Origin of the sequence: Pseudomonas sp. B40(2017) (assembly GCF_002112855.1) — a bacterium.
GTDB lineage: Bacteria > Pseudomonadota > Gammaproteobacteria > Pseudomonadales > Pseudomonadaceae > Aquipseudomonas > Aquipseudomonas pharyngis.
The window spans coordinates 86,645-113,160 of record NZ_NEIT01000008.1 but is presented as its reverse complement, the minus strand read 5'-3'; the positions used below and the strand labels follow the sequence as shown (position 1 = coordinate 113,160).

Annotated in this window: 21 protein-coding genes; 11 read left to right on the top strand and 10 right to left on the bottom strand. The window is 61.3% G+C overall.

Translation table 11 applies throughout. The annotated features are described in order from the left end of the window. Positions 1-15 precede the first annotated feature (15 nt). The 4 genes from CAF76_RS23240 to CAF76_RS23225 all read right to left on the bottom strand — a co-directional run bounded on the left by CAF76_RS23240 (position 16) and on the right by CAF76_RS23225 (position 4,471). Complete coding sequence (locus tag CAF76_RS23240) at positions 16-300, bottom strand: YceK/YidQ family lipoprotein (protein WP_074691595.1); 285 nt, start codon at positions 298-300, stop codon at positions 16-18. Further along, on the bottom strand, positions 293-940 hold the full coding sequence (ubiX, locus tag CAF76_RS23235) for a flavin prenyltransferase UbiX (RefSeq protein WP_039771880.1): 648 nt from the start codon (positions 938-940) through the stop codon (positions 293-295). Before ubiX ends, CAF76_RS23240 begins: the two co-directional genes overlap by 8 nt. Next, positions 937-2,286, bottom strand: coding sequence for a UDP-N-acetylmuramate:L-alanyl-gamma-D-glutamyl-meso-diaminopimelate ligase (gene mpl, locus CAF76_RS23230; protein WP_085648680.1), 1,350 nt, complete (start codon positions 2,284-2,286; stop codon positions 937-939). The genes ubiX and mpl overlap by 4 nt, the downstream gene beginning before the upstream one ends. A 265-nt stretch (positions 2,287-2,551) precedes the next feature. After that, positions 2,552-4,471, bottom strand: a complete 1,920-nt coding sequence (locus tag CAF76_RS23225; protein WP_085648679.1) for a sigma-54-dependent Fis family transcriptional regulator — start codon at positions 4,469-4,471, stop codon at positions 2,552-2,554. Positions 4,472-4,770: 299 nt separating this feature from the next. Here CAF76_RS23225 and CAF76_RS23220 point away from each other — a divergent pair, with 299 nt between their 5' ends. The 11 genes from CAF76_RS23220 (at position 4,771) to CAF76_RS23165 (ending at position 16,300) form a co-directional block, all read left to right on the top strand. Beyond that, positions 4,771-6,291: an aldehyde dehydrogenase family protein gene (locus tag CAF76_RS23220; RefSeq protein ID WP_039771883.1), complete on the top strand. Its 1,521-nt coding sequence runs from the start codon at positions 4,771-4,773 to the stop codon at positions 6,289-6,291. Between the two features lie 278 nt (positions 6,292-6,569). Continuing rightward, on the top strand, positions 6,570-7,940 hold the full coding sequence (gene eat, locus CAF76_RS23215) for an ethanolamine permease (protein ID WP_085648678.1): 1,371 nt from the start codon (positions 6,570-6,572) through the stop codon (positions 7,938-7,940). A gap of 191 nt (positions 7,941-8,131) precedes the next feature. Next, positions 8,132-9,526, top strand: coding sequence for an ethanolamine ammonia-lyase subunit EutB (locus tag CAF76_RS23210; protein ID WP_085648677.1), 1,395 nt, complete (start codon positions 8,132-8,134; stop codon positions 9,524-9,526). Next, the gene (gene eutC, locus CAF76_RS23205; RefSeq protein WP_371857912.1) at positions 9,523-10,356 is read left to right on the top strand and encodes an ethanolamine ammonia-lyase subunit EutC; all 834 of its coding nucleotides are present in this window, start codon (positions 9,523-9,525) and stop codon (positions 10,354-10,356) included. The genes CAF76_RS23210 and eutC overlap by 4 nt, the downstream gene beginning before the upstream one ends. A 116-nt stretch (positions 10,357-10,472) precedes the next feature. Beyond that, entirely contained in the window at positions 10,473-10,934 is a 462-nt protein-coding gene (locus CAF76_RS23200; protein ID WP_039771887.1) for an N-acetyltransferase, read from the top strand. Between the two features lie 227 nt (positions 10,935-11,161). Then, positions 11,162-11,812 (top strand): DedA family protein, encoded by a 651-nt coding sequence (locus tag CAF76_RS23195; RefSeq protein ID WP_011336118.1) that lies wholly within the window; start codon positions 11,162-11,164, stop codon positions 11,810-11,812. A gap of 4 nt (positions 11,813-11,816) precedes the next feature. Then, positions 11,817-12,629 (top strand): zinc-dependent peptidase, encoded by an 813-nt coding sequence (locus CAF76_RS23190; protein ID WP_085612536.1) that lies wholly within the window; start codon positions 11,817-11,819, stop codon positions 12,627-12,629. Between the two features lie 114 nt (positions 12,630-12,743). Then, positions 12,744-13,271: an inorganic diphosphatase gene (ppa, locus tag CAF76_RS23185; RefSeq protein WP_085648675.1), complete on the top strand. Its 528-nt coding sequence runs from the start codon at positions 12,744-12,746 to the stop codon at positions 13,269-13,271. A 220-nt stretch (positions 13,272-13,491) separates the two neighbouring features. Next, positions 13,492-14,232: a helix-turn-helix transcriptional regulator gene (locus CAF76_RS23180; protein ID WP_085648674.1), complete on the top strand. Its 741-nt coding sequence runs from the start codon at positions 13,492-13,494 to the stop codon at positions 14,230-14,232. Between the two features lie 1,057 nt (positions 14,233-15,289). Beyond that, complete coding sequence (locus CAF76_RS23170; protein ID WP_064599708.1) at positions 15,290-15,850, top strand: hypothetical protein; 561 nt, start codon at positions 15,290-15,292, stop codon at positions 15,848-15,850. Positions 15,851-15,865: 15 nt separating this feature from the next. Continuing rightward, the gene (locus tag CAF76_RS23165) at positions 15,866-16,300 is read left to right on the top strand and encodes a hypothetical protein (protein WP_039772002.1); all 435 of its coding nucleotides are present in this window, start codon (positions 15,866-15,868) and stop codon (positions 16,298-16,300) included. A 23-nt stretch (positions 16,301-16,323) separates the two neighbouring features. Here the strand turns inward: CAF76_RS23165 and CAF76_RS23160 are convergent, their stop codons facing one another. The 6 genes from CAF76_RS23160 to CAF76_RS23135 are packed head-to-tail and all read right to left on the bottom strand — an operon-like array spanning position 16,324 to position 26,497. Further along, positions 16,324-17,136, bottom strand: coding sequence for a YfaP family protein (locus CAF76_RS23160; protein ID WP_085648672.1), 813 nt, complete (start codon positions 17,134-17,136; stop codon positions 16,324-16,326). Between the two features lie 3 nt (positions 17,137-17,139). Continuing rightward, the gene (locus tag CAF76_RS23155) at positions 17,140-18,759 is read right to left on the bottom strand and encodes a DUF2300 domain-containing protein (RefSeq protein ID WP_085648671.1); all 1,620 of its coding nucleotides are present in this window, start codon (positions 18,757-18,759) and stop codon (positions 17,140-17,142) included. A gap of 1 nt (position 18,760) precedes the next feature. Further along, a complete protein-coding gene (locus tag CAF76_RS23150; protein ID WP_085648670.1) occupies positions 18,761-23,326 on the bottom strand; it encodes an alpha-2-macroglobulin in 4,566 nt (1,521 codons plus the stop codon). Continuing rightward, a complete protein-coding gene (locus tag CAF76_RS23145; RefSeq protein WP_085648669.1) occupies positions 23,323-23,988 on the bottom strand; it encodes a DUF1175 domain-containing protein in 666 nt (221 codons plus the stop codon). The genes CAF76_RS23150 and CAF76_RS23145 overlap by 4 nt, the downstream gene beginning before the upstream one ends. Continuing rightward, complete coding sequence (locus CAF76_RS23140; protein ID WP_085648668.1) at positions 23,958-25,670, bottom strand: DUF2138 domain-containing protein; 1,713 nt, start codon at positions 25,668-25,670, stop codon at positions 23,958-23,960. The genes CAF76_RS23145 and CAF76_RS23140 overlap by 31 nt, the downstream gene beginning before the upstream one ends. 35 nt (positions 25,671-25,705) lie before the next feature. Further along, a complete protein-coding gene (locus CAF76_RS23135; RefSeq protein WP_085648667.1) occupies positions 25,706-26,497 on the bottom strand; it encodes a YfaP family protein in 792 nt (263 codons plus the stop codon). Between the last annotated feature and the right edge of the window lie 19 nt (positions 26,498-26,516).

Here is a 26,516-nt window from a genome sequence, read left to right as displayed (position 1 = left end):
TTGGCTGCGATCTTTTTAGAGTCCGCCAGTCGCCTGGAACCCCACGCCGATCACCGTCAGCAACGACAACGGCAACAGCAGCGTGTCGAGCAGTGCGCTGGCCGGCAGATCCACACCGGGGTAACTCGGCGCCTCGGCGCCGAATCGATCCATCGCGCAACATCCGCCATTCATCGCATACAGATCCAGCCGGGTGCCGGAATACACCACCGGCGCGCCGGGCTTGGCGGCATCCAGCGTGCGCGCCGTGGCGCAGCCAGTAAGTTGCAACACCAGCAGGATCGCCAGCAGCTTATTCATCGCTGCTCAGATGGTGTTCGCCCCAGCGCGGCAGCATGTCCTGGGGGATGCCCAGCAGGTTGAGAATCCGCGCCACCACGAAATCGATCAGGTCATCGATGGTCTGCGGCTGGTGATAGAAGCCCGGCGAGGCTGGCAGGATGGTCACGCCCATGTTCGACAACTTGAGCATGTGTTCCAGGTGAATGCTCGAATACGGCGCTTCGCGCGGCACCAGAATCAACTGGCGCCGTTCCTTCAACGTCACGTCCGCCGCCCGCTCGATCAGGTTGTTGCAGGCGCCGGTGGCGATGGCCGACAACGTGCCCGTCGAACACGGCACCACCACCATGGCCGCCGGAGCGCCGGAGCCCGAGGCCACCGGCGACATCCAGTCTTCCTTGCCGTACACGCGGATCTGCCCGGCGGCCGCGCCGGTGTATTCGGTGAGGAACGCCTGCATCATTTGCGGCTTGGCCGGCAACGACACGTCGGTCTCGGTGGCCATCACCAGTTGCGCGGCCTTGGAGATCAGAAAGTGCACCTCGCGATCCTCGCGCACCAGACAATCCAGCAGGCGCAAACCGTACTGGGCGCCGGACGCGCCGGTCATCGCCAGCGTGATGCGTTCGGGGCCATTGCTCTCGAAACGAGTGTTCATTTCAGCGCCTCGGCGAGTTTGCCGTGCAGGCCACCGAAGCCGCCGTTGCTCATGATCACCACGTGAGTGCCGGGCTGGGCCTGGCTCTTCACCCGTTCGATGATGCCTTCCAGCGAATCGCTGACGATCGACGGCACGGTGCACAACGCGGCGGTGCCTGCCAGATCCCAGCCGAGGTTGGCCGGGGCGTACCAGATCACCTGATCGGCATCGACCACGCTGTCCGGCAGACCGTCACGGTGGGCGCCGAGCTTCATCGAGTTGGAGCGCGGCTCGATGATCGCGATCAGCGGCGCATCGCCAATGCGTTTGCGCAAGCCGTCGAGGGTCGTGGCAATCGCGGTCGGGTGGTGGGCGAAGTCGTCGTAGATGGTGATGCCGCGCACTTCCGCGACTTTCTCCATCCGGCGTTTGACGCTCTTGAACGCGCTCAACCCGGCGATGCCCATCGACGGTACAACGCCGACGTGACGCGCGGCAGCCAGAGTGGCCAAGGCGTTGGCAACGTTGTGCTGACCGGTCAATTCCCACTCGACCACGCCTTGGGACACGCCTTCGAACATCACTTCGAACGCCGAGCCGTCGTCTTTCAGCAACTTGACCTGCCACTGACCGCCAGCACCGGTGGTTTGCACCGGAGTCCAGCAGCCCGTTTCGATCACGCGCTGCAAGGCCGGCTCAGTGGTCGGGTGAATCACCAGCCCTTCGCTCGGGATGGTGCGCACCAAGTGGTGGAATTGCCGTTCAATGGCCGGCAGATCAGGGAAGATGTCGGCGTGATCGAACTCAAGGTTGTTGAGGATCGCGGTACGCGGACGGTAGTGGACGAACTTCGAACGCTTGTCGAAGAACGCGCTGTCGTACTCGTCGGCTTCGATCACGAAGAACGGCGTGCCGCCCAGACGCGCCGACACCGAGAAATTCTGCGGCACGCCGCCGATCAGGAAACCCGGGCTCATGCCGGCGTGTTCCAGCACCCAGGCGAGCATGCTGCTGGTCGTGGTCTTGCCGTGCGTACCGGCAACCGCCAGCACCCAGCGACCTTGCAGCACATGGTCGGCCAGCCACTGCGGGCCGGAAACGTACGGCAGGCCTTTGTTCAGCACATATTCCACCGCCGGGTTGCCGCGGGACATGGCGTTGCCGATCACCACCAGATCCGGCGCCGGATCAAGCTGCGCCGGGTCGTAACCCTGGGTTAGCTGAATACCCTGAGCTTTGAGCTGGGTGCTCATCGGCGGATAGACGTTGGCATCGGAGCCGGTCACATGATGGCCCAGCTCTTTGGCCAGAACCGCCATCGAGCCCATGAAAGTCCCGCAGATACCCAGAATATGAATGTGCATAGTCGACCTCGTAAAACATGGCCGCAGGTTAGCGCAGGGAGGGGGAAATCGCATCCTTTAGCTGATGGAGCCGGGCGAGTGGATCACGACATCTCGGTCCGACTGGAGACTGTTGCCCTCACCCCAGCCCTCTCCCGGAGGGAGAGGGGGCTGATTTGTATGGCTTTCAGAATCTGAGTTCGACCGGATATCTATGTCGACGCAACTTGAGAGAAAACACCGGTCGGTTCCCTCTCCCTTGGGAGAGGGTTAGGGTGAGGGGGCTCTAACTGACACGCCGCTCGATCCCGTGCTTGCGCAGCTTTCTATAAAGCGTATTGCGGCTCACGCCCAGTTGCTGCGCCGTGTGGGTCATGTGCCAGCGTGTGTGTTCCAGCGCATTGAGCAACGCCAGCCGCTCGGCATCTTCCAATGGATGTTCGGACGACGATTCATCGACTTTGACCAACAGCGGCTGCACCTGCCGAAACATCGCCGGCAGATCCTCCAACCCGATCCGCCCTTCATCGCACAATGCCGCCAGCGTGCGCAGCACATTGCGCATCTGCCGCACATTGCCCGGCCAGTTGAAGCCCAGCAACGCCTGGCGCGCCGGTTCTTCGATCAGGATCTTTTCCCCGCCCGCCTCTTCGGCCAGCAGGAAATCCAGCAACTGAGATTTGTCACTGCGCTCGCGCAACGGCGGCAACGCGACTTCCAGTCCGTTGAGCCGGTAATACAGGTCTTCACGGAAACTGCCATCGTCGACCCGCTCCAGCAGATTGCGGTGAGTGGCGCTGATGATCCGCACGTTGACCGCTTCCGGCTCGCCGCCAATGGGCACCACTTGCCGGTCCTCCAGCACCCGCAGCAGACGGGTCTGCAAGGCCAACGGCATGTCGCCGATTTCATCGAGGAACAGCGTGCCGCCATCGGCCTGCTGCAACTTGCCGCGCATGCCGTCCTTGCGCGCGCCGGTGAAACTGCCGCCGCGATAGCCGAACAGTTCGCTCTCGATCAGGCTTTCGGGAATCGCCGCGCAGTTGAGGGCAACGAAGGCTTTGCCGGCGCGTTGACTGGCGTTATGCACAGCCTTGGCGAATGCTTCCTTGCCGGAGCCGGTTTCACCGTTGATCAGCAGCGGCACGTCACGCTCGAATACCCGCAACGACTTGCGGAAATCCGCCTGCAACGTCGCATCACCGAGGCAAATGCCTGCAAGACGCGGCGCTTCCACAGGCGCGGGAGCCGGCGCGACCGGCAACGGCCGGCGGGTCTCACCGCGCAGCACCGCAAACAGATGCCGCCCGTCACGGGTGCGCAGCGGCCAACTGGCGCTGGCATTGGCGCTGGCGCGCCCGAGCAACTCATCCAGCGAACAATCGAAAAACGCCTCAACCGGTTTACCGAGCAAGCCGCCACGAATGTGCCCGAGCAAATTCAATGCGCTCTGATTGACCGCGCTGATCCGCCCTTCCCCGTCAAACGCCAGCAGCCCTTCGCTGAACAGCCCGACGGACTCGGCCTGGAGATGAAAACGCAACAACCATTGATTATCGAAACAGCGCAGGAAATAGCAGCTCTCGATCATCTTCGCCGACAGATTGACCAGCGCCATGGTGTGGAACTGGCTCTGCCGCGAGACATCGTGCCGCGCCGAGGAAACATCGAGCACTGCCAGCAGTTCGCCGTGCGGGTCGAACACCGGACTCGCCGAGCAGGTCAGGCCGGTGTGACGGCCGCGAAAGTGTTCGTCCTGATGGATGGTCAGGGCCTGACGTTCCACCAGGCAGGTACCGATGCCGTTGGTGCCCTCGCAGGCCTCGCTCCAGTCGGAACCCAGCCACAGGCCGGCGCGTTCGAAAATCTTGCGTTCAGCGGGAGCGGTGACGCAGTTGAGGATCACCCCGCGCGCGTCGGTCAGCAGCACCGCGTGGCCGGCGCCGGAGAGTTGTTGATGCAGACTGCTCATTTCATTGCCGGCAATCTGCAACACCTGTTGCAGCCGTTCGCGGCTTTCGAGAACGCGACCGTGTTCGAGCACGGTCGGCGCCATGGTCAGAGCCGGGTCGAGGTGATAGTCCTCAAGACAACGCAGCCACGAACGGGCAATCGACGGGTCGGCACCGGGGCCGTGCAGGTGCGGCTTGCCCTGGGTGACGGTGAGAACCTGCCGGGCATGGCGACTCAAATGGTTGTCGTGCATTTCTTATTATTCTCCCCGAGGCTCATCGGCCCATGCGTGAAGTGGTGCCCAGCATCCTCCAGCCCACCGGTCTTTGCAATGCTGGCAAGACCGCCCGGTCACGGGCTGTGCCAGAAGCGGTACAAACTGTCACCCAGGCTGTACCGATACCGTCACAGGCGCTTGCCACTTGTCCGACAGAAATCACGCAAGGCCTTGATTTGCCTGACCTGCACGGCAGTGGCCCGGCCTTTGCTCTACGCTTATAGCAAGCGCTCATGCGCGTCTCTCTGATAAGTACAACAGCCAAGGAGAACATCATGCGTTACGCTCACCCCGGTACTGAAGGCGCCAAAGTCTCGTTCAAGAGCAAGTACGGTAACTACATCGGCGGCGAGTTCGTCGCGCCTGTCAAAGGTCAGTACTTCACCAATACCTCGCCGGTTAATGGCCAGCCGATTGCCGAATTCCCGCGCTCCACGGCCGAAGACATCGACAAGGCCCTGGACGCCGCCCACGCCGCTGCCGATGCCTGGGGTTCCACTTCCGCCCAGGCCCGCTCGCTGATCCTGCTGAAAATCGCCGACCGCATCGAACAGAACCTCGAAACCCTGGCGATCACCGAAACCTGGGACAACGGCAAAGCCATCCGCGAAACCCTCAACGCCGACATCCCGCTGGCTGCCGACCATTTCCGCTACTTCGCCGGGTGCCTGCGCGCCCAGGAAGGCAGCGCCGCCGAAATCGACGGCAACACCGTGGCCTATCACATCCATGAACCGCTGGGCGTGGTCGGCCAGATCATCCCGTGGAACTTCCCGATCCTGATGGCCGCGTGGAAACTCGCCCCGGCTTTGGCCGCCGGCAACTGCGTGGTGCTCAAACCTGCCGAGCAAACCCCGCTGGGCATCAGCGTGCTGCTGGAGCTGATCGGCGACCTGCTGCCGCCGGGCGTGCTCAACGTGGTGCAAGGGTTCGGCAAAGAAGCCGGCGAAGCCCTGGCCACCAGCAAGCGCATCGCCAAGATCGCCTTCACCGGCTCGACCCCGGTCGGCTCGCACATCATGAAGTGCGCCGCCGAAAACATCATTCCGTCCACCGTGGAACTGGGCGGCAAGTCGCCGAACATCTTCTTCGAAGACATCATGCAGGCCGAGCCAAGCTTCATCGAAAAAGCTGCCGAAGGCCTGGTGCTGGCGTTTTTCAACCAGGGCGAAGTCTGCACCTGCCCTTCCCGCGCACTGGTTCAGGAGTCGATCTATCCGCAGTTCATGGAAGCGGTGATGAAGAAGGTCAGCCAGATCAAACGTGGCGACCCACTCGATACCGACACCATGGTCGGTGCCCAGGCGTCCGAGCAGCAATTCGACAAGATCCTGTCGTACCTGGAAATCGCCAAGGGCGAAGGTGCCGAACTGCTGACCGGCGGCAAAGTGGAAAAACTCGAGGGCAGCCTGGCGACCGGGTATTACATCCAGCCGACACTGCTCAAGGGCACCAACAAGATGCGTGTGTTCCAGGAAGAAATCTTCGGCCCGGTGGTGAGCATCACCACCTTCAAGGACGAAGCCGAAGCCCTGGCGATTGCCAACGACACCGAGTTCGGCCTCGGCGCCGGCCTCTGGACCCGCGACATCAACCGCGCCTATCGCATGGGCCGCGCCATCAAAGCCGGTCGTGTATGGACCAACTGCTACCACCTGTACCCGGCGCACGCCGCGTTCGGCGGGTACAAAAAGTCCGGCGTCGGCCGGGAAACCCACAAGATGATGCTCGACCACTACCAGCAGACCAAAAACCTGTTGGTGAGCTACGACATCAATCCGTTGGGCTTCTTCTAAAACACGGGCTAGGCAGGTGTTTTTGCCTAGCCTTTCTACCGCTATCGCGAGCAGGCTCGCTCCCACACTTACAACGCGTTCCCCCTGTGGGAGCGAGCCTGCTCGCGATTGGCGTCCTTGATGACTACATACATAGCCTGGCCGCTCTGGCACGGGCCTTGCCTACCCGTCATTCAGGATTTGCCTGAACACTGCCGCTGCGTGAACAGCCTCCACCCACCCAACCGCTACTCCTGAAAGTCCAACAGATCGAACAATAAAAAAGACAGAGAGGACTTATGACTTCCACCACACAGCTCAAACCCACACTCGGCACCCTGCACCTCTGGGGCATTGCCGTCGGCCTGGTGATTTCCGGCGAATACTTCGGCTGGAGTTACGGCTGGGGCACCGCGGGAACCCTGGGTTTCCTGGTCACGGCCCTGATGGTCGCGACCATGTACACCTGCTTCATCTTCAGTTTCACCGAACTGACCACCGCGATTCCTCACGCGGGCGGGCCGTTTGCCTACAGCCGTCGGGCGTTCGGCGAAAAAGGTGGATTGATCGCCGGCATCGCCACCCTGATCGAATTCGTGTTCGCCCCGCCGGCCATCGCCATGGCCATCGGCGCCTATCTGAACGTGCAATATCCGGGGCTCGATCCAAAACTCGCGGCGGTCGGCGCGTATTTTGTGTTCATGACCCTGAACATCCTTGGCGTCAGCATCGCCGCGACCTTCGAGCTGGTGGTGACCGTGCTCGCCGTCGCCGAACTGCTGGTGTTCATGGGCGTGGTCGCGCCGGGCTTCAGCTTCAGCAACTTTGTGCTGAACGGCTGGTCCGGCGCCAATGAATTCACGATGGGTTCGATTCCGGGCATTTTCGCCGCGATTCCCTTCGCGATCTGGTTTTTCCTCGCCATCGAAGGCGCAGCCATGGCGGCCGAGGAAGCCAAGGATCCGAAACGCACAATTCCACGGGCCTACGTCAGCGGCATCCTGACTTTGGTGTTTCTCGCTATCGGTGTGATGGTGATGGCTGGCGGCGTCGGCGACTGGCGCCAACTGTCGAACATCAACGACCCGCTGCCGCAGGCGATGAAAGCGGTGGTCGGCAACAATTCGACGTGGATGCACATGCTGGTGTGGATCGGCCTGTTCGGACTGGTGGCGAGTTTCCACGGGATCATCCTCGGCTACTCGCGACAGTTCTTTGCCCTGGCCCGGGCCGGTTATCTGCCCAAAGGTCTGGCCAAACTCTCGCGTTTCCAGACCCCGCACCGGGCGATCCTGGCCGGCGGCGTGGTCGGCATCGCGGCGATCTACAGCGACGGTCTGGTCAATCTGCAAGGCATGACCCTGACGGCGGCGATGATCACCATGTCGGTGTTCGGCGCCATCGTGATGTACATCATCAGCATGCTCAGCCTGTTCAAACTGCGCAAAATCGAGCCGAACCTGGAACGCACCTTCCGCGCGCCGGGCTATCCGGTGGTGCCGGCCATCGCGCTGTTTCTGGCGCTGGTGTGCCTGGTGGCGATGGCCTGGTTCAACACGCTGATCGGTTGTGTGTTCCTCGGGTTCATGGCCGCCGGTTACCTGTATTTCCAGCTGACCGCCAAGCAACGCTCCGAAGCACCGGCAGACGCTATGCTCGAAGGTATATGAATTGCACCGGCACCGCGCCTTTCGCCCGGTGCCCGCTATATAGAAGTGCATAAAGATCCAATGTGGGAGCGGGCTTGCTCGCGAATGCGGTGCGTCATTCAACAATGATGTCGCCTGACACGACGCCTTCGCGAGCAAGCCCGCTCCCACAGGGGATCGAGTTATCCACAGAATCAGGAGGAACGCGCCCAATGGCCGCATTTGCCCATACCGTCGGCGCCCAGACCTACCGCTTCGACAGCCTCAAGGACGTGATGGCCAAGGCCAGCCCGGCACGCTCCGGGGATTTCCTGGCCGGCGTCGCCGCGCTCAACGATGGCGAGCGGGTAGCCGCGCAAATGGCACTGGCCGACATCCCGCTCACGCATTTCCTGCAGGAAGCGCTGATTCCCTACGAAACCGATGAAGTCACCCGACTGATCATCGACAGCCACGATAAACAGGCTTTCGCCGTGGTCAGCCATCTCACCGTCGGCGGCTTTCGCGACTGGCTGCTCAGTGACGCCGCCGATGAAACCAGCCTGCGCGCCCTCGCCCCCGGCCTGACGCCGGAAATGGTCGCTGCCGTTTCGAAGATCATGCGCGTGCAGGATCTGGTGCTGGTGGCGCAGAAGATCCGCGTGGTCACAAAATTTCGCGGCACCCTCGGCCTGCGTGGACGGTTATCCACAAGGCTGCAACCCAATCACCCGACCGACGAACCGTCCGGCATCGCCGCGAGCATTCTCGACGGTCTGCTGTACGGCAACGGCGACGCGATGATCGGCATCAACCCGGCCACCGACAGCATCGCCTCGATCTGCGCGATGCTGGAAATGCTCGACGCGATCATCCAGCGCTACGACATTCCGACCCAGGCCTGCGTGCTGACCCACGTCACCACCTCTATAGAAGCGATCAACCGTGGCGTGCCGCTGGATCTGGTGTTCCAGTCGATTGCCGGCACCGAAGCGGCCAACGCCAGTTTCGGCATCAACCTGAACATTTTGCAGGAAGGTTATGAAGCGGGCCTGAGCCTCAATCGCGGCACACTCGGGCAAAACCTGATGTATTTCGAAACGGGTCAGGGCAGTGCACTGTCAGCCAACGCCCACCACGGCGTCGATCAACAGACCTGCGAGACCCGGGCCTACGCCGTGGCGCGCCATTTCAAGCCGTTTCTGGTGAACACCGTCGTGGGATTCATCGGCCCGGAATACCTCTACAACGGCAAACAGATCATCCGCGCCGGCCTCGAAGACCACTTCTGCGGCAAGTTGCTCGGCGTGCCGATGGGCTGCGACATCTGCTACACCAACCACGCCGAAGCCGACCAGGATGACATGGACACCCTGCTGACCTTGCTGGGCGTGGCCGGGATCAACTTCATCATGGGCATCCCTGGCTCCGACGACATCATGCTCAACTACCAGACCACTTCGTTCCACGACGCGCTCTACGCGCGCCAGACCCTGGGCCTGAAACCGGCGCCGGAGTTCGAGCAGTGGCTGGCGAACATGGGCATCTTCACCCAGGCGGACGGCAAGGTCCGCTTCGGCAACAACCTGCCGCCGGCCTTCCGCCAGGCCTTGGCGCAACTGGGATGAGTCAGATGGAAAAACCGCCCGTCGATCCGCAAAACCCGTGGCTGGAGCTGCGTCGTCTGACCCCGGCGCGCATTGCCCTCGGCCGCACCGGCACCAGCCTGCCGACCCGCGCACAGCTGGATTTCCAGTACGCCCACGCACAGGCACGGGACGCGGTGCATCTGCCGTTCGATCACGCCGGGCTCAGCGCCCAGCTGACTGAACGCCAATGTGAAAGTCTTGTGCTGCACAGCGCGGCGGTGGATCGCAACAGCTACCTGCAACGCCCGGATCTGGGGCGCAAGTTGAGCGATCAATCGGCGCAAACCCTGCGCGAATACGCCCAGGCGCATCCGGGCGGTGTGGATCTGGTGATGGTGGTGGCGGACGGTCTGTCGGCGCTGGCGGTGCATCGGCATACCCTGCCGTTTCTCACCCGTCTGGAAGAGCAGATGAGCGCCGACGAATGGTCGACTGCACCGGTAGTGCTGGTGGAACAGGGTCGAGTGGCGATTGGCGATGAAATCGGCCAGTTGCTGGGCGCGAAAATGGTCGTAATGCTGATTGGAGAGCGTCCGGGCCTCAGTTCGCCGGACAGCCTGGGTTTATATTTCACCTACAATCCCAAGGTCGGCCTCACGGATGCTTATCGCAATTGCATCTCCAATGTGCGGCTGGAAGGGCTCAGCTATGGCATGGCGGCGCATCGCTTGCTGTATCTGATGCGCGAAGCCTGTCGGCGCCAGCTGTCGGGCGTCAATCTGAAGGACGAGGCGCAGGTTCAGACGCTGGAATCGGAAGCCGGTGCAGACATGAAGAGTAATTTCCTACTCGATCCGCCCCCAGCCTGAACCGTTTCCGCATTGCCTTTCTGCGCCGGTTTCAGGCAGGATCGATGCACGGCCGCCCGGGTTTCCCATCGCCGTCAGAGCACGTGAAGACAGCCACTTGAAGGACGAGACCTACCATGCGGATTATCCAAGCGACCCTCGAACACCTGGATTTGCTGACCCCGTTGTTCGTTAAGTACCGCGAGTTTTACGGCTCCCTGCCCTATCCAGACTCGTCCCGGGCCTTTCTCGAAAAGCGCCTGCGACGCAAGGAGTCGGTGATCTACCTGGCCCTGGCCGATGACGACGACAGAAAGCTCATGGGCTTCTGCCAGCTCTACCCGAGCTTTTCCTCGCTGTCGCTCAAGCGCGTGTGGATTCTCAACGACATCTATGTCGCCGAGGACGCCCGCCGCCAATTGGTAGCCGACAACTTGATCCGCACCGCGAAGAAAATGGCCAAGGAAACCCAGGCCGTGCGCATGCGCGTCTCCACCAGCGCCGACAATGAAGTGGCGCAGAAAACCTACGAATCCATCGGGTTCAAGGAAGACACCGAGTTCAAGAACTACGTGCTGCCGATCAGCGAAGAACTCTGATCGCGGGGTGCCCTGCGGGGAGGGAGCAGACTCCCTCCCCAAAATGAATGCCAACCCGACATTTATTCACACCGACATCCCCCGCTACAAAACCAACGCGCTTTTCACCCCTCTGCCCGTATAATCCCGATCTTTCCGGCTTGTAAGAAAAACTACACCCGCTTGTAGGCTTACACGAAGTCATCCGCACAGGTCTGCCGAGTCAGACCGTCACCACAGGTGCCTCCATGGATTTCAACCCGCTCGACCTTATCCTGCATCTCGATGTTTACCTCGACCTGCTGGTGAATAATTACGGGCCATGGATCTACGCCATCCTGTTTCTGGTGATCTTCTGCGAGACCGGTCTGGTGGTGATGCCATTCCTGCCGGGTGATTCCCTGCTGTTCATCGCCGGCGCAGTGGCTGCGGGCGGCGGTATGGACCCGGTATTGCTGGCGGGCTTGCTGATGCTCGCGGCGATTCTCGGCGACAGTACCAACTACGTGATCGGGCGAACGGCGGGTGAAAAGCTGTTCAGCAATCCGAACTCGAAAATCTTCCGCCGCGACTATCTGCAACAGACCCACGATTTCTACGACAAGCACGGCGGAAAAACCGTGACCCTGGCGCGCTTCCTGCCGATCATCCGCACCTTTGCACCGTTCGTCGCCGGTGTCGCCAAGATGCCTTACCCGCGATTCTTCGGCTTCAGCGTGTTCGGCACCGTCCTGTGGGTTGGCGGTCTGGTGACGCTGGGCTATTTCTTCGGCAACGTGCCGTTCATCAAGAAGAACCTGTCGCTGCTGGTGGTCGGCATCATCCTGCTGTCGCTGATTCCGATGATCATCGGCGTGGTTCGCAGCCGTTTCGGCGGCACCAAAGCCCAATCGCACTAAGCCGATGTGGTCGCTGAGCGCCTGGCGCCGCCGGCGCATTCTGGCCAGGCACCCGATTGCCGACGAACTGTGGCAGCGGGTGCGCCATCACCTGAGTTTTCTCGATGGCATCACGCCCGCTGAAGACCAGTGGCTGCGTGAAGCCAGCGTGCTGTTCCTCGAAGACAAACACCTGACCGCCCTGCCCGGAGTCGAGCTGCACCAGGAGCAACGCCTGCTGCTCGCCGCCCAGGCGCAATTGCCGCTTTTGCATCTCGGCGATCTGAACTGGTATCAGGGTTTCCACGAAATCGTCCTCTACCCCGACGACTTCCTCAGCCCCCAGCGCCATCGCGATGCCAGCGGCGTCGAGCATGAGTGGGACGGCGAACACAGCGGCGAGGCCTGGCAACAAGGGCCGATCATCCTCGCCTGGCCCGGCGTAATGGCCAGCGGTGGCTGGGAAGGCTACAACCTGGTGATCCACGAACTGGCGCACAAGCTCGACATGCTCAACGGTGACGCCAACGGCCTGCCCCCGCTGCATGCCGACATGCGGGTGAAAGACTGGGCCGAAGTGATGCAGGCAGCGTACGACGACCTCAATCGCCAGCTCGACCGCCATCCTGACGCCGAAACCGCCATCGACCCGTATGCCGCCGAGAACCCGGCTGAGTTCTTCGCCGTCACCAGTGAGTACTTCTTCAGCGCTCCGGACTTGTTGCACGAGGCTTACCCACAGGTGTATGCGCAGCTGCGGCTTTTCTATCGCCAGGATCCGTTGACCCGCCTGAAGCAACTTCAGGCCAGCGACCCGGTCTATCAGGCTCACGAGTAAAGGTCTGCACGACTTCCGGTACATGGCGTCCACGGCAGAATATGCCTATAATCGCCGCCACTTTTTGGTCAATCCGGCCAAGTGTTTTTGGTCAACTAACGGGGGCAAAGCCCAATGAGCTACAGCAAGATTCCGGCTGGCAAAGACCTGCCGAACGACATCTACGTCGCGATCGAGATCCCGGCCAACCACGCGCCGATCAAATACGAAATCGACAAAGACAGCGATTGCCTGTTCGTTGACCGTTTCATGGCCACCCCGATGTTCTACCCGGCCAACTACGGTTACATCCCGAACACCCTGGCTGACGACGGTGATCCCCTGGACGTGCTGGTCGTAACCCCTTACCCGGTTGCTCCAGGTTCGGTGATCCGCGCGCGTCCGGTCGGCATCCTGAACATGACCGACGACGGCGGCGGCGATGCCAAAGTCATCGCCGTTCCACACGACAAGCTGTCCCAGCTGTACGTGGACGTGAAGGAATACACCGACCTGCCAGCCCTGCTGATCCAGCAGATCGAGCACTTCTTCGCGAACTACAAAGATCTCGAAAAAGGCAAATGGGTGAAAATCGAAGGCTGGGACGGCGCTGAAGCTGCCCGCGCCGCGATCACCAAGTCGGTTGCTGCCTACAAAGGCTAAGCCTCGCGACCTGCGAACGCTTGAAGAAAACCCCGGTTGATCCGGGGTTTTTTGTGCCTGCCTGATAAGTGCTTAAACGAATTGTTTATAGCGGCCTACAGAAAAGTTTTAGTGTGTGTAATTTCCCACAAGGGCGTCTTACATCCCGTCGCAAAATTTGCCCTGATTTTGAACGCAAGGTTTATTCAAACCGCTCTAGGCCGGTCGTAGACTCGTGTTTATGAGAAAGAACACTAGCGGTCCAAGATTCAAGGCACTCCTGGAAGCTGCGAACATCACCACCACGGGATTCGCAAAGTTCTGGGGCACGGAAGCCCAAAACGTTCATAACTGGTACACCCGGGGCGTACCCGCGTACCGCATGGAAGAAGTTGCGCGCCTGCTGTCCGTCAACAGCCAATGGCTGAAGACCGGCGAAGGCCCGAAAGACGCCCCGCACCTGCATACGGAGTCGGGCGACATCCTCGATGCCCATGCCATTCGCGGCGTCTACACGGTGCTCGAAACCAACGACATCGAACTGCCGCTCTACAAGGAAGCCCCGACTGCCCCTGGTTCCGACAAGACCCACGTCATCAAGGACCCGGACCAAACCATCCGTCTGCCCCGCAGCCACCTCGAAGCCCTGGAAATTCGTCACACCGATGCCATCTGCACTCACATGATCGGCAACAGCATGGCCGAGAAAATCGAAGACGGCTCAACCCTCGCCATCGACCGCGGCCTCACCCAGGTGGTGGACGGCGAAATCTACGCCATCGAACACGACGGCATGCTGCGCATCAAATACCTGCACCGCATGCCCGGCAACGCCCTGCGCCTGCGCAGCCACAACAGCGCCGAATACCCGGACGAGATTTTCCGGGCGGCGCAGATTGAGGAGCAGCGGATTCATGTGTTGGGATGGGTGTTCTGGTGGTCGACACTGGGCAAGCGCCGACCGGTGGTGCCGTTTCTCTGATCCAGCTTCTGTCGTGAGGGGCAACCGGCCCGGATAGTCGGTACAAATACGGGATTTTTCATGGATAGAACGCTCTATCCCGCACTTCGCACTGGGAATCCCCAACAAAACTCAGTATCCTGCGCCCCACATTCGCGCATCGGCCCGCCAAGCGGCCCAGATGACGCCTGACGCGGCAGACCACTGTCTGACCAAGTCCCACAGCCGGACGCAAGATCCGGATGTACGTTTTGAAGGCTGGCGCGGTTTACCAAAAATAAACCAAGCCAGTCCCCGAGAAGCCGGCCACAAGCCGGCTTTTTAATGCCTATTGGAAAAGTGGTTTTCGAGAGCCGCTCAGCCAATGGCTGATCAGTACGCAAATCGTGCAGGCGCTACTTGCACAATTGTTCAGCAAAAAAGCTCTTGGCAATTTCGATGCTTAAAGCACTACAAGGACGTTCTAGATTGCTCCCATCTGCCCTGAACTCACGCCTGAAATACGTCGGACTGGTTTCGACCATATGCCTCAGCCTGCCAGCTTGCGTGGGAGTAGGCATTTCCTTCCCTGAAAAAAACACACTCAAAACCGACGCATACAAAACACAAAGTTACCGCTCGCTTCCCCCACAGATCACCAGAACATCAAAATCGACACCCGTCCGAGAATGGTGCGGAGTTACTGTCTGGGCGTTGGTGGTTCCGGTGCCGTTGCAGCTGCCGGTTTGCACGTCGTACTTTGAGCAATCCTTCGGCAAAGACGAGTTCGGAAACGAAGCCGTTCTGCTCAACACACAGCAAAAAGTGCCATCTTCGCTATACGCTTGTGGCCCATTCATGATGTTGGGACCGATCGTCCACGGTTACCAAGGCAACGCGCTTTGCGGTGTTTTCCCGGATTGATGGCGACCATGACAAAGCGGTTTACTCTTTCCCCTCCCAACACTTTCATTTGATTATTCAACCATCGCAATAAGCCATTAGCACATCCGCCCTAATTGCCCCTCACCCAACCTCGCCACTAAATTTCCATTCTGTTTTTGTGCATTGCAAAAGCACCAAGGAATGGAGCAACACCATGTCGTCGTTTTTCAAACTCAATCAATCCCTTGTTCTAGCAACCGCACTTCTGACCGCCACTACTTGCGCGCAGGCAGAAGAACCGAACCCCGTCGGTGACTGGTGGATCATTTACGGCAACGGCATTCCCAACAAGAACATCATGTATGTGGCCGACAGCACTTCAGTCGTGCCGTCGAACCATACCAAGGGTGCGAAATTGGTGGCCGTGACGCTGGTGTATGAAGAACCCGGCAAACCGATGATCGATGCCTACAACCTCGAAGTGCAGTGCTCCACGAACAAGGTCCGCTTTCTTAATGGGCAATCCATAGATCGCATTGCCTACATGATGCGGCACCTGAAAGTTAACAACCAATGGCAGCAGCCGAAGGAGTTCTGGGTACAACGCGCCGCCGAGTTTGTTTGCTCCCCCGCTAAAAAGGACATGATCGCGCTGGGCAAGATGGAGCCCTTGCAGATGATTCAGGGCATGCAACAGATGTTCTTCAAGCTGGCACCGATTCAGGAGAAGGGGCAGATGATGGACAACCTGGATTCGATCCTCGGTAACAAGTAAGCGGCGGAACGCATGATGAATCAATGGACTAAAACGTTACTGGCGGTGCTGCTGACACCCACACTATTGCTGCTGCATGGCTGCCACCTGATTGCTCAGTCTCGCTGGGAAGGACGCGATGTCCAGGAAGCACTCGACCTGTTCGGCAAACCCGACTCGATGAAAAAACAGACCGGTGCCAACGGTGAGAATCTGGCGGTTCTCACTTGGTTCAAATCCTCCAGCTGGACCACTACAGAAGCGGCCGGGACTTCAATGAACCATACCGGCAACGGCATGGTTTACACCGAGTACTACGAGACGGTCGGTCACAGTTCGGATTGCAAACTGGAGGCCACCGTCAATAAGGCCAAGAAGATCGTGCTGTTCAGGATTGAAGACGGGAAGATCATTCACGGGAAGTGCATCAACGTTCCGTTCGTGCCCGGCTACATTCCACCCGGCTTCTAATGCAACCCTGAGCAGGCTCCTGCTCAGGGATAACTAAACGACTTCACCAACGTCAACTCCCCCACCGCCCGCATCGGCACGATGAAAGTCTCCATCTTCTCGCTAGGCGTCCCCTCTTCCGTAATCACCGTCACCTGTGCGGTCGTCAACGGCTGCACCGCCTCTTCCCCACCTTCGTCATCCCCGCGATACCCACCACCAAAATAATTCACATACACCAGATACTGCCCCTTGATCGGCGCCGGCATGGCGAAGATTTCCGGGCCATAGCCGGTGGTTACGTCAACGTCCAAAGCCGCACCGTTGAGGGCGACGCGGTCGCCGTACCAGATGTGTGCGCCGTCAGGTGTGATGAGGTGCAGGTCGAGGTCGGTGCCGTCACTGTCCCACGCCAGCAACACCCGCAGTTTGGCCGGAGTAGCGCCACCGCTGGTGTTGAGAAACTGCGTGCGATGCCGTTGCTGGCCGTCCGGGCTGCGGACTTCGACGCTGTTGCTGCCGTTGGGAAACGAGAACGGGCGGTCGAAGCGGCCGCTGTCGTCGATTTTCAGCGGCATGCTGACGCCGTTGACGATCAGTCGGCCGGGCTCTTTGTTTTTCGGTGTGGCTTTGATTTCACCGCTGATGCGCGCGGTGTTGGCCTGGCCGAGCGGTGTGTTCACCGAGGAGGCAGGATAGTTGACGGTCTGGCGGAAGCTCTCGCCCTCGCCTTCGGGCGCGCCGCTGCGCCAACCGCCGACGGGGGTGTCGAGTTTGACGCCGTCAGCAGCGATCACCGGCGAAACCGCGGCAAATACACAGAGCAACAGCAAGACCTGTGGATAACGGAGTGTCATGGTCTATTCCAGCAAAAGGTGACGGGCGAGCCCTTCGATATAGGTTTCATCCTGGCCATTGGGGTGAGCTTCAAAGGCCAGGTGCAGGTATTCGTGAGTCAGGTCCAGGCGGTCCTGCAAGGACAGCACGCCGCGCACGTAGATGCGCTGGCGTTCGCGGTCGACGAAGGGGCGGCCGAAGGCGAGTTTGCAGACGGCGAAAGTGCTGACTTCGTTGTAACCGGTTTCGCTTTCAAGCGTCGGACGCCAGCCGCGACGTTGTTTTTGCAGCCAGTCTTGCGCGGCGGGCAGCGCTTCGCAGGACGCCACCGGGTTGTCCCAGCGACTGAGGCTCGCGCGCGGATAGGCGTGCAGCAAAATAGCGTCGTAACGCTGGCCGGCATTGGCTTGCTCGACGGCTTGCTGCCAGGCGAGTTTGTCCGAGCCGGGTTGATCGGAGTGATAGGTGACGGTGCTGCCGGCCAACACCAGATCCGCCGTCCATGCGGCGATGTTGCGGGATTCGGCGGAAGCAGGACGCGGGGCGACGCGTTGGCGTGTACTGCTGTCGTCGATGCTCAAACATTCGCCGTTACGCGTGGCGTTCTGCAGCAGATACGTGCGGATTGCCACGGCCAATGCTTTGGCCGCTTCGTGCGGTTCCGGTTTGGCTTCACGCTCCAGCACACGGGCGACGTACTCTTCGCGATCCAGCCGAGCCACAAGCTTGTCGTTGAGCAGAAACAGCTCGCCGTCGCTGTGGATATCCAGCGCATTACCATTGGCGAATTCGACGCGGTAATCGCCCTGCAACGGGCCGGAGCTCACCACTCGATCACCGGCCAGAACCCGCGAAACCGGATAACGCGAGAACAGCCCGACCTCAACACAACGCCCCGCTTCCGCCGGCCATGATGCGGGCAACACCGTCGCTAACGCCGAACCATAATGCCGCAAAACCATCTGACTGGTGCCCCGGCCACCGGCCCAGATCGGCGAGCCATCCGCCGTCCACCCAGCGAATCCACCCTGACGTGATTGCGGGTCCTGATTGCCGAGCCAGCTCCAGGTTTTCACCCGCAAGCGCCCGCCGAGTTCACCGGCGACATTGCCGTCCGCCGCATTCAGCACCACGTCGAGCAGCACCCGACGCATCTGATCCTGAGCCGGCAGCAAAACCAGAACCTTCAGCAAGTCCGCCACGGAAACCCGAGTAGCCGGTTGCACCGATGGCAAATCCAACAACCACGACGGCGCCTGTCGGGCTTGCCAATAGGTTCTCCAATCACCAGCGGTTATGCCCAACCGCGCCGGCTCGAAATACAGCCCGCAGGATTTCACCAGCGCCTGATCACGCTCGATCTTCCCGCCCGCCGTGCAGCAATAAACCTCTTCCTTCGACTGCCCACGACATTCATAAGCCGGTTCCCGCGCACCGGTATCCACCAGCCACGCATAAACGAACACCTTCCACAGACTGCCCAGCGGTGTCTCCAGCGAAGAAGGCAACGGCTCGCGAGCAGTCAGTTGTGTGGTGTTCAGCGACAGCAACTCACCCTTGTAGGCCACGCGCAACGGCTCATCCTGCGCCGTCGCCAGCGCAGGAATCACACACATCAGCAGCCAGACCAGCGGCCGGATCATGTCAGTTGACCGTGACCTGACCGAGGGCCGCTTTCGCTTCGCGGGCTTGATGCTGCGGCGCGTAGACCTGAGTGAAGCGCACCGGCGGCAGGTTGAACTGACCCTTCTGCGAGAAGCGCACCAGATGCCGCAGGCGCAATTCACCGCTCAGCGCATCCACCGGCACCGCGTAGGCCAGTTGGCCCGGCTCGAAACGCGCCTTCTCCAGCGCGGTCGGCTCGGTGCCGTCCTTGCCCTGCAACTTGATGCCCCACGTGGCGCGCTCGACATCCGCGCCCGGCGGCAACGGCACTTCGAGCATGCCGTAGCGCAACGGTTTTGGTGCTTTGCTGGTGAGGATCACCTCGTCCAGATACAGGCTGTCGCTGGACAGCGGTTTAGTGCCGACCGGCTCCAGTTTGAAGGTGAACGCTTCATCACCCGGCACCAGACGCGACAGGCGACGAGTGATGGTCACCGCCATCGGATCGACCGCCGGTTGCTGGGTCTGGTAACTCAGCGCGGCACGCAACGGACGCTCCTGAGTGCCCGATACCGACAACACGCTCGGCACCGGCGCAACACCCTGCCACGTCCAGTACATCTCGCCGGTCGCGCCGTAGTTTTTCTTCCAGCCTTCGCCCGGTGCCAGCGCGATGGTCGGCGAAGCCTGGGCGATGCTGCGTTGCAGCCAGGTCAGCGCCAGCGCACGTTCAAGGGTCGACTGCTGTGGCAACAGGCGTTGCAACAACGCTGTCGCGCGAGCCTGATCGAACGGTTGCAGCGACAGGTTCAGCGCTTCGGCAAACGGCTGCGAACTGACCGACAAGCGCTGTTGCGCAGCACCCAGCTGACGATTGAACGCGTCCGGCAAAGCAACTTTCGACTGGGTTGCCAACGATGCGGTCAAGACCCGCGCCGCCGCCAGACCGAGCGCCGAATCCGGATCGCCCATCACCAGACTGTCTTCGCCATCGTCCATCAGGGTTTCGGCATTGCCTTCCCCGGCCTGGGCCAGATCGTCCAGCAAACCGCTGAGCAGTGTGTTGACCGGCAGATGCATCTGCTTGGCGAAGGACAGAATCAGCGCCCGTTGCAGCAACGGCGTGTTCGGCGCCTGCTTTGCGTAGACCTCCAGCACCCGCTGCCAATGCTCCGGCGGCAAGGTTAGATCGAGCACCTGGCTGGCGTTCCAGTCGGCGTAATAGGCGTAAGCGGTGAGGAACGCATCCGGTTCGCCGTCAAAGCCCCACCAGGTGAAGCTCGCCGACGGCCCGGCCATCTGCACCAGGCGCAGACGGCTGTTCTGCATGATCAGGCGCAAGCGATCGCGGATCTGCGGGCTCGACGCCAGCGACGGATAGGCGATGCTCAGCGGCAGCAAACGGCTGGCGGTCTGCTCGACGCCGCCGTACGGATAGCTGAGCAGGTCATCGAGGGCCGAACGGAACAGCGCTTGCGGGCTGTCATCCAGACGCAGGCGAATGTCGGTGGCGTCCGCCGGCAGGCTCAACGGTGTGTCGCCGATGGCCACGTCGAGGCTCTGGGTCTGCGTTACTTGCCAGCCTTCGCCGGTGGCGGTCAGGCGCACCGCGAGGGCGTCGGCGGTCTTGCCGTCCTGCACCAGTTCGGCGGTCCATTCGCCGGAGGCCAATGCGAAGGCCGGCAGCGGCAGGTAGTTGATGCCGTTGTTGAGGGTCACCGGCAGGCGCTGTTCGGTACCGGCGTAATGCGTCACCAGCTCAGCCTTGACCGGTTTCTCGGCCTGGCTGAAGGCGAACACGCCGAGTTGCGGCTGATCGCCCTTGCGGAATTTGCTCGGCCCGCTCCACTTCAGGTACAGCGGTTTTTCCGAGCGGACGAATTGCTTCTTCTGCCCGACCTGACCGTCGTCGGCGATCGCCCGCGCGGTGATGCGCCAGCGGGTCAGCGAGTCCGGCATCTTGAAGGTGAAGCGGGTCTTGCCGTCGGCGTCGGTCAGCAATTCCGGCTGCCACGCAGCGGTATCGACGTCTTCGCGACGCGGCCGCTCCAGCACTTTCACCCCACGCTCGCTGCGGTTGGCCTTGCCCGGTGCGCCAGGGCTGCCCGGCAACGCCACGTCGTAGCTGATGAACGACAGGCTGGCGCTGGTGCGCACGTTGTTGCGGCGCGGGTGGTAGAAGAACTGGTCGATGGTCGGCGCGACTTCCGGTTGCAGCGCGTAGACCATTTCATCAACCACGCTGACCGTCAGGTGCGCTGGCACTGCCTTGCCGGCGAACTGCGTGGTCAGGTCGACGGTCACGGTATCGCCCGGCTGATAGGTCTCTTTGTCGGTTTTGATTGCCACGTCGATCTGCGGCGCAACAACCTTGATCCCGGCGTTCTGGAAGCTGTACTGACCGCCTTTGGTGTACAGCACGGAGAACGTCAGGTTCGGCGCGAAGTTGTCCTTCACCGGAATGCGTGCGCGGTATTGGGTGTCGCTGAGTTTTTCCAGTTTCAGCCAGTCGCCACCCTTGGCCAGCAGCGCGGTGGCTTCGACCTTGTCACGCTCCAGCGACAGCAGTGCATCGCTGACTGGCTCCGGGAACGTGATCAGCGCCAGCGCTTCGTCGCCGGCCTTGTACTCGGGTTTGTCGAGGACGATTTCCACGGTGCCCGGCACGGCCTTGACGCCGTCGCCGGTGACCGAGTGACCAGTCGCGCCAAGCACTCGGCCGTGCTGATCTTTCAGCGACAGGTTGTAGGTGCCCGGACGATCGAAGGCCACGCTAAAGCCTTTGTCTTTCGCCGCCAGTTTGCCTTCGCCGGTGGTCTGGTCTTCGAGGCGAACCCAGCTGTAGCTGCTCGGCACAACGGCCTGCGCCTGTTGGCTGCCGCCCTCGTTGGCGAAGCTGAACGCGACCTTGCCACCGACTGCACTGAAGCGCTGCGGCGCGGTCAGGCGGAAGCTGGCGGCGCCACGGTCGATGAGGATTTCCTTGGTGGTCTTGACCCGATACGCCGCGCCATCGCTGGCAAACACGGTGAGCATGTAGCGGCTCGGTTTGTCGGCGGCTGGCAGGTCGAGGGTCGCGTTGCCCTTGCTGTCGGTGGTCAGTTCGGTGCTGGTCAGTTCTACCGGGAATTGCCCGAGGTATTGCAGCTCGTTGTCGACCATCGACAGTTGCTGGGCGCGCAGGCTCAAGGTCAGTTTGGCGTTGGCCACCGGTTTGCCGTCCGGGTACAGCAGCACCAGGCTGCCCTTCACCGGTTCGCCGGTGCGGTAATCCTGCTTGGCCAGATTCAGCGAAATTTCAAAGTGCGGCTTGATGTACTCGGCCACACGGAACGCGCTGCTGTAGGCCTGATCCTTGTAGTTGAAACGCAGCTCGTAACCACCGGCCACCGCGTTGTCCGGCAACTGGAAACGGCCCTGAGTACCGGCCTTGGAATCGAGTTTCAGATCGAGCCGCTGCAGCTCGGTGCCGGTGGCATCGAGCACGCTGACATTGACGTCCGCCGCACCCGGCAATACCGAATCCCGCGCGTTCTTGAATTCGCGGCCGACGATTTTCAGCGACACCCAATCGCCCGGGCGATACAGCGGCCGGTCGGTGAAAGCGTAGAGTTTGGTGTCGTAGATTTCGCTGTCGTAATAGAAGTTTTCCGAGACGAATACGCCGCCCTCTTCGTCCTCGCCGATCACGAACGAACGCTCGGGGCTGACGTGTTTCAGGCGCAGCAGACCATCGGTGTCGGTGGCGCCGCTGCTCATCACGCCGAGGCCGTCGGTCCACAGCACGTTGACCTTCGGCACCGAGCTGCCTTCGTGTTTGCGCGCGGCCCACACCAGCAATTCATCACCGGCAATCTTGCTCACCGCCACGGTGTTGGAAACGAAAACCATGGTGGTCGCGCGGTACTTGCCGATCAGCGCTTCGACCAGATAAAGACCCGGTTTCAGATTGCCCAACGGGATGTAGACGTTACCCGGCGCGACGCTGACGAACTCGCTGGAAGACCCGGCCAGATTGACGCCGGTCGGCGGCTGGATCGGCTTGGCCTGCCACAGCGGATAGCGGAACTGGCTGACCACCGGCAGACCCGGAATCAGCGCGAACTGCGGTTGCGCGTCGTACGGCGTCGGCGCGGCGATGGCATTGCCCATCTTCAGCTCCGGCACTTCCTCGGTGACTTGCTGGCGCGACTCGTAAGAGAACGCACGCTGCATCACCCGACGGGATTTGCGGTACCAGTTGTCCCACAGGTACGCCAGGGTGTTCGACAGCCCTTCGCCCTTGAACTGGCCGTCACTGACCACGCGGTGCAGGTTCTTCTGGCGCTTGAGGAAGTCCAGCGGTTTGTCGATCTTGTACACGCGGATGTCGGCGCCGCCGTACGGCTCCATGCGGAAACGACGGTAGTCGCGGCCCGGAGCTTCGAGGCGTACCACCGCCTGTTCGTCGGCGGCGAAACTGCTGTCGGCCAGCAGGAAAAAGCTCTCACCGGACACCGGCGTATAGCCGCTTGGCTCCACGGTGTCTTCGGCATTCACGGCCGAGAACGGCAGGGTCAACAGCAACAGAAAAGGCAGTAAACGCAGCATGCGGGCACCGGTCATTGGGAGAGAAAATTCAGTCGATAGACGCCGATGAAGTTGGGGTTGGCTGCGTCGGGTATCCATCGGGTGTCCTTCCATGTCATGAGTTGCTGCAGGCTTGCCGAACGCATGCCGTTGTCGGTTGGGGTGGTCGTACCGGTGTGATAGGCGATGTAGCGGCCCATCCAGATCATCAGGTGCTGGTCATCGCCCTGATCGAAAAACATCAGATCGCCGGGCCGTGCCTGGGACACGTCGCGGCCAATCAGATGGCTGTTGAACTGAATCAGTTTGATCGCGTTGACGTAGGGCCCGACCTTGCCGCCGCCCTGCTGCCATTGCTGGGCGAGCTTGCGCTGGTCGGCGCTCAGGTCCATCTCCGGCGGCAGATAGCGATTGGACACGCCATTGCTGCGCAGCCATTTGTCGTCGTGGACTTTCAGCGCTTCGTTGGCGGCGAAACGCACCAGGCCGGCGCAATCCTGCTGATACCAGCGCGGGCTCGGGCCTTTGCTCAATTGTTCCTGGGCGATGCGCACGAACCAGGCGCGAAAGACCTGGGATTGCTGCGGATCGAGGGCCGGGGCCTCAACGGCTCGGGCGCCCGCGCTGAGCAAAAGCGCCAGCAAGCCGAGGCTGCGAATCAGTCCGGTCACAGCGCTTTCCACTCCAGCGGCAGCCATTGCCAGTGCCCGTCAGGCTCGCTTCCTTCCGGCAAAGTCAGGGCGTATTTGCCCATGCCGCCGAGGGTGCGCAGTTTCGGGATCAGGTAGGTTTGCGCGGCGTTGTAGAACACCGGCTCCATGTCCTGCGGCAGGCTGTCGAGGGTTTCCTGCTGGATCAGTTGCGCCATCGAATCCGGGCCGAAGTAGATCGGCATCAGCACGTCTTTCGGCAGTACGTCGGCCATCGGCGGGAAGCGTTTGTCGAGGGTGCCGAGGGCCTTGTCGACCAGTTTGTCGTCGAGGGAAAACAGCAGCGTCGAACCGTGGCGCGCCAGGCTGACTTTCATGAACGCACGGCCGGTGATCGCGTCCGGATTCTCGGCATCCTTTGCCGCATACGGGCCGAAGTTGGAGCTGACCTGACGCTGCCAGAGGTGGCTCTGGCCTTCCTGTTTCTCGACCACCGGGAACGCGTGCTCGTCGACCTTGCCTTCGTAGGCACCGACCATCGAATCGAACAGCGTGCCGATATCCGCGTCGAGTTTGCCGTTGTCTTCGTCGTTCAGGCTGGCCACCAGCAATGGCGTGTACAGCCGCGAATCGGCGTACCAGCACAGGCCCGCCGCGCCGGCCACGTGCTCGGTGAGTTTCTGCGCCACCGCTTCTTCGGCGCCGAGCTTCACCAGCAACGGTTTCTGCGGTTCGGCAGCGACCGGCAGGGTCACACAGGCACTGGCGCCCAGCGGCATGGCTTGCCAGACCGGTTTGAAATCGAAGTCCGGCTGGTTCTCCAGTTCGTCCATGGCGAGATAGCTGTGCCAGCCCTTGTCGTCCATGTCGAAACGCAGGCCGGCAAAGTTCGGGATGAAGCGCTGGTAACCCATGGCCAGGACGCTGGAATTGACCGACAGACGCTGTTTGGTTTCAGGCGTTTTGGCCGCGAGCCCGAACGCTTCGGGGAACAGTTTTTCGCCGTTGAGCAGCGCCGCGAGGGCTTGCGGCGAGACGTGGCCGGACTCCTCGGAAGCACCACTTTCCGGGTCGTAGAATTTGGTGGGGTTGGACAGCACCACCAGTTTGTCGCCATGGGAGGCGAACAACAGGGATTTGCCGGCGTTGTAGGTCAGCTGATACAGCGGCACTTCATCGCCACCGACTTTCAGGGTGCTGAGCACGCTCAGTTGCGAATCATCCAGGGCGACTTTCGCCAGCGGCTCCAGCACCTTGGCCAGACCGCCGCGATCCATCACCAGCAGGAAATCCTTCAAGCGACCATCGGCGCCGCGCCACAACGCTACGTCTGCCGGTTGATCGAAGAGCTGCTCGATCAGGCTGTCCTGCAACTTCAGGTCATGCTCGTAAATGATCCGCCGCAGACTGCCGATCAACCCGAGACGGTCGGCGTGGGTTTCGTAATAGAAGACGAAATCCTCGGTGAGCGTGGCCTTGAGGAACGGCACCGTCAGCAGGTCCTTGGGCAACTGGCTCAGGGAGCGGGTTTCCAGCAGCGCGTCCGGGCGGCTCAGGCCGAGCTTGTCGCTGGCCAGTTCCGCCGGCGGCGCCTTCGGCTTGTGCATCAGCCAGCCGAGCCCGCCCGCCACGCCGGCGACAAGGCACAGCCCGACCGCCAGTAACGGCCAGCGCCGGGAAGGTTTGCCGGCAGGTGTTACGGCGGCCGGTGCAGCAGTGTTATCGCTCATCTTTCCAGAACCCGAGTTCATCCGTGGCGGGATGCTTAATAGTTGAAAGTCTTGACCAGCAGCAGATCACCGATGGCCCGCAGGGGCACGATGAACGTTTCGCGTTTTTCGTCGACGGTGTTTTCGTTGAGCACCAGCGTGATTTGCGAGGTGATGACCTCGTTCTGGTTGCTGGTCTCCTCGAAGTTATAGCCGCCGTTACCGAAGTTGCCCCAATAGTTGACGTAAACCAGATAGGTGCCGTGCAGCGGCGCGGTCATGGTGAACATTTCCGGGCCGGGGCCGTCGACGCCGTCCGGATCGAGGCCGCCGCCGTTGCTCATCGCCGGGCGCGCCCAGAAGGCGTGCTGGCCGTCAGGCGTAATGACGTGCAGGTCGAGTTCGGCTTTAGGGTCATCCCAACCGAGCACCACGCGGATCCGCGCCGGCGTGCGCAGGTTATTGGCTTCGTAGAATTGAACGCGCTTGAGCGGCTGGCCGTCGGCGCTGATCACTTCGACGCTGTTGGAGCCGGCGCCGAACGCATACGGCCGGGCGAAACGCCCATCGTCGTCGGTGTACAGATTCAGTGGATTGCCATTCACCGCCAGGCTGTGCGGCGGACGCAGATGCCCGATCGCCTTGAGCTGGCCCTGGATCATCGTGCGATTGCGCTGGATGCCGCGATCGATGGGCGGCGTGGGATAGGCGACCTGCGGGTTTTCCGTGCGATCGAGCAGCCCGTGATAGCGCCAGCCGCCAACAGGCTCCGACAACTCCGCACTCGGCGCTGCCAGCAGCGCGGGTGCGCAGGCCAACCCGATCAGCAGCAAAAGAAGTGAACGCATGTGATGCCTCCTGCCATGC

Excerpts from the sequence above, each read along its gene's own strand:
- eat (WP_085648678.1), top strand. The coding sequence starts at position 6,570 with ATGACTTCCACCACACAGCTCAAACCCACACTCGGCACCCTGCACCTC.
- CAF76_RS23150 (WP_085648670.1), bottom strand. The coding sequence starts at position 23,326 with ATGACCGGTGCCCGCATGCTGCGTTTACTGCCTTTTCTGTTGCTGTTG.
- CAF76_RS23155 (WP_085648671.1), bottom strand. The coding sequence starts at position 18,759 with ATGATCCGGCCGCTGGTCTGGCTGCTGATGTGTGTGATTCCTGCGCTG.
- CAF76_RS23210 (WP_085648677.1), top strand. The coding sequence starts at position 8,132 with ATGGCCGCATTTGCCCATACCGTCGGCGCCCAGACCTACCGCTTCGAC.
- CAF76_RS23165 (WP_039772002.1), top strand. The coding sequence starts at position 15,866 with ATGAATCAATGGACTAAAACGTTACTGGCGGTGCTGCTGACACCCACA.
- ubiX (WP_039771880.1), bottom strand. The coding sequence starts at position 940 with ATGAACACTCGTTTCGAGAGCAATGGCCCCGAACGCATCACGCTGGCG.
- CAF76_RS23225 (WP_085648679.1), bottom strand. The coding sequence starts at position 4,471 with ATGCACGACAACCATTTGAGTCGCCATGCCCGGCAGGTTCTCACCGTC.
- CAF76_RS23170 (WP_064599708.1), top strand. The coding sequence starts at position 15,290 with ATGTCGTCGTTTTTCAAACTCAATCAATCCCTTGTTCTAGCAACCGCA.
- CAF76_RS23140 (WP_085648668.1), bottom strand. The coding sequence starts at position 25,670 with ATGAGCGATAACACTGCTGCACCGGCCGCCGTAACACCTGCCGGCAAA.
- CAF76_RS23200 (WP_039771887.1), top strand. The coding sequence starts at position 10,473 with ATGCGGATTATCCAAGCGACCCTCGAACACCTGGATTTGCTGACCCCG.
- CAF76_RS23160 (WP_085648672.1), bottom strand. The coding sequence starts at position 17,136 with ATGACACTCCGTTATCCACAGGTCTTGCTGTTGCTCTGTGTATTTGCC.
- CAF76_RS23190 (WP_085612536.1), top strand. The coding sequence starts at position 11,817 with ATGTGGTCGCTGAGCGCCTGGCGCCGCCGGCGCATTCTGGCCAGGCAC.
- CAF76_RS23145 (WP_085648669.1), bottom strand. The coding sequence starts at position 23,988 with ATGGCTGCCGCTGGAGTGGAAAGCGCTGTGACCGGACTGATTCGCAGC.
- CAF76_RS23180 (WP_085648674.1), top strand. The coding sequence starts at position 13,492 with ATGAGAAAGAACACTAGCGGTCCAAGATTCAAGGCACTCCTGGAAGCT.
- CAF76_RS23195 (WP_011336118.1), top strand. The coding sequence starts at position 11,162 with ATGGATTTCAACCCGCTCGACCTTATCCTGCATCTCGATGTTTACCTC.
- mpl (WP_085648680.1), bottom strand. The coding sequence starts at position 2,286 with ATGCACATTCATATTCTGGGTATCTGCGGGACTTTCATGGGCTCGATG.
- ppa (WP_085648675.1), top strand. The coding sequence starts at position 12,744 with ATGAGCTACAGCAAGATTCCGGCTGGCAAAGACCTGCCGAACGACATC.
- CAF76_RS23240 (WP_074691595.1), bottom strand. The coding sequence starts at position 300 with ATGAATAAGCTGCTGGCGATCCTGCTGGTGTTGCAACTTACTGGCTGC.
- CAF76_RS23220 (WP_039771883.1), top strand. The coding sequence starts at position 4,771 with ATGCGTTACGCTCACCCCGGTACTGAAGGCGCCAAAGTCTCGTTCAAG.
- CAF76_RS23135 (WP_085648667.1), bottom strand. The coding sequence starts at position 26,497 with ATGCGTTCACTTCTTTTGCTGCTGATCGGGTTGGCCTGCGCACCCGCG.
- eutC (WP_371857912.1), top strand. The coding sequence starts at position 9,523 with ATGAGTCAGATGGAAAAACCGCCCGTCGATCCGCAAAACCCGTGGCTG.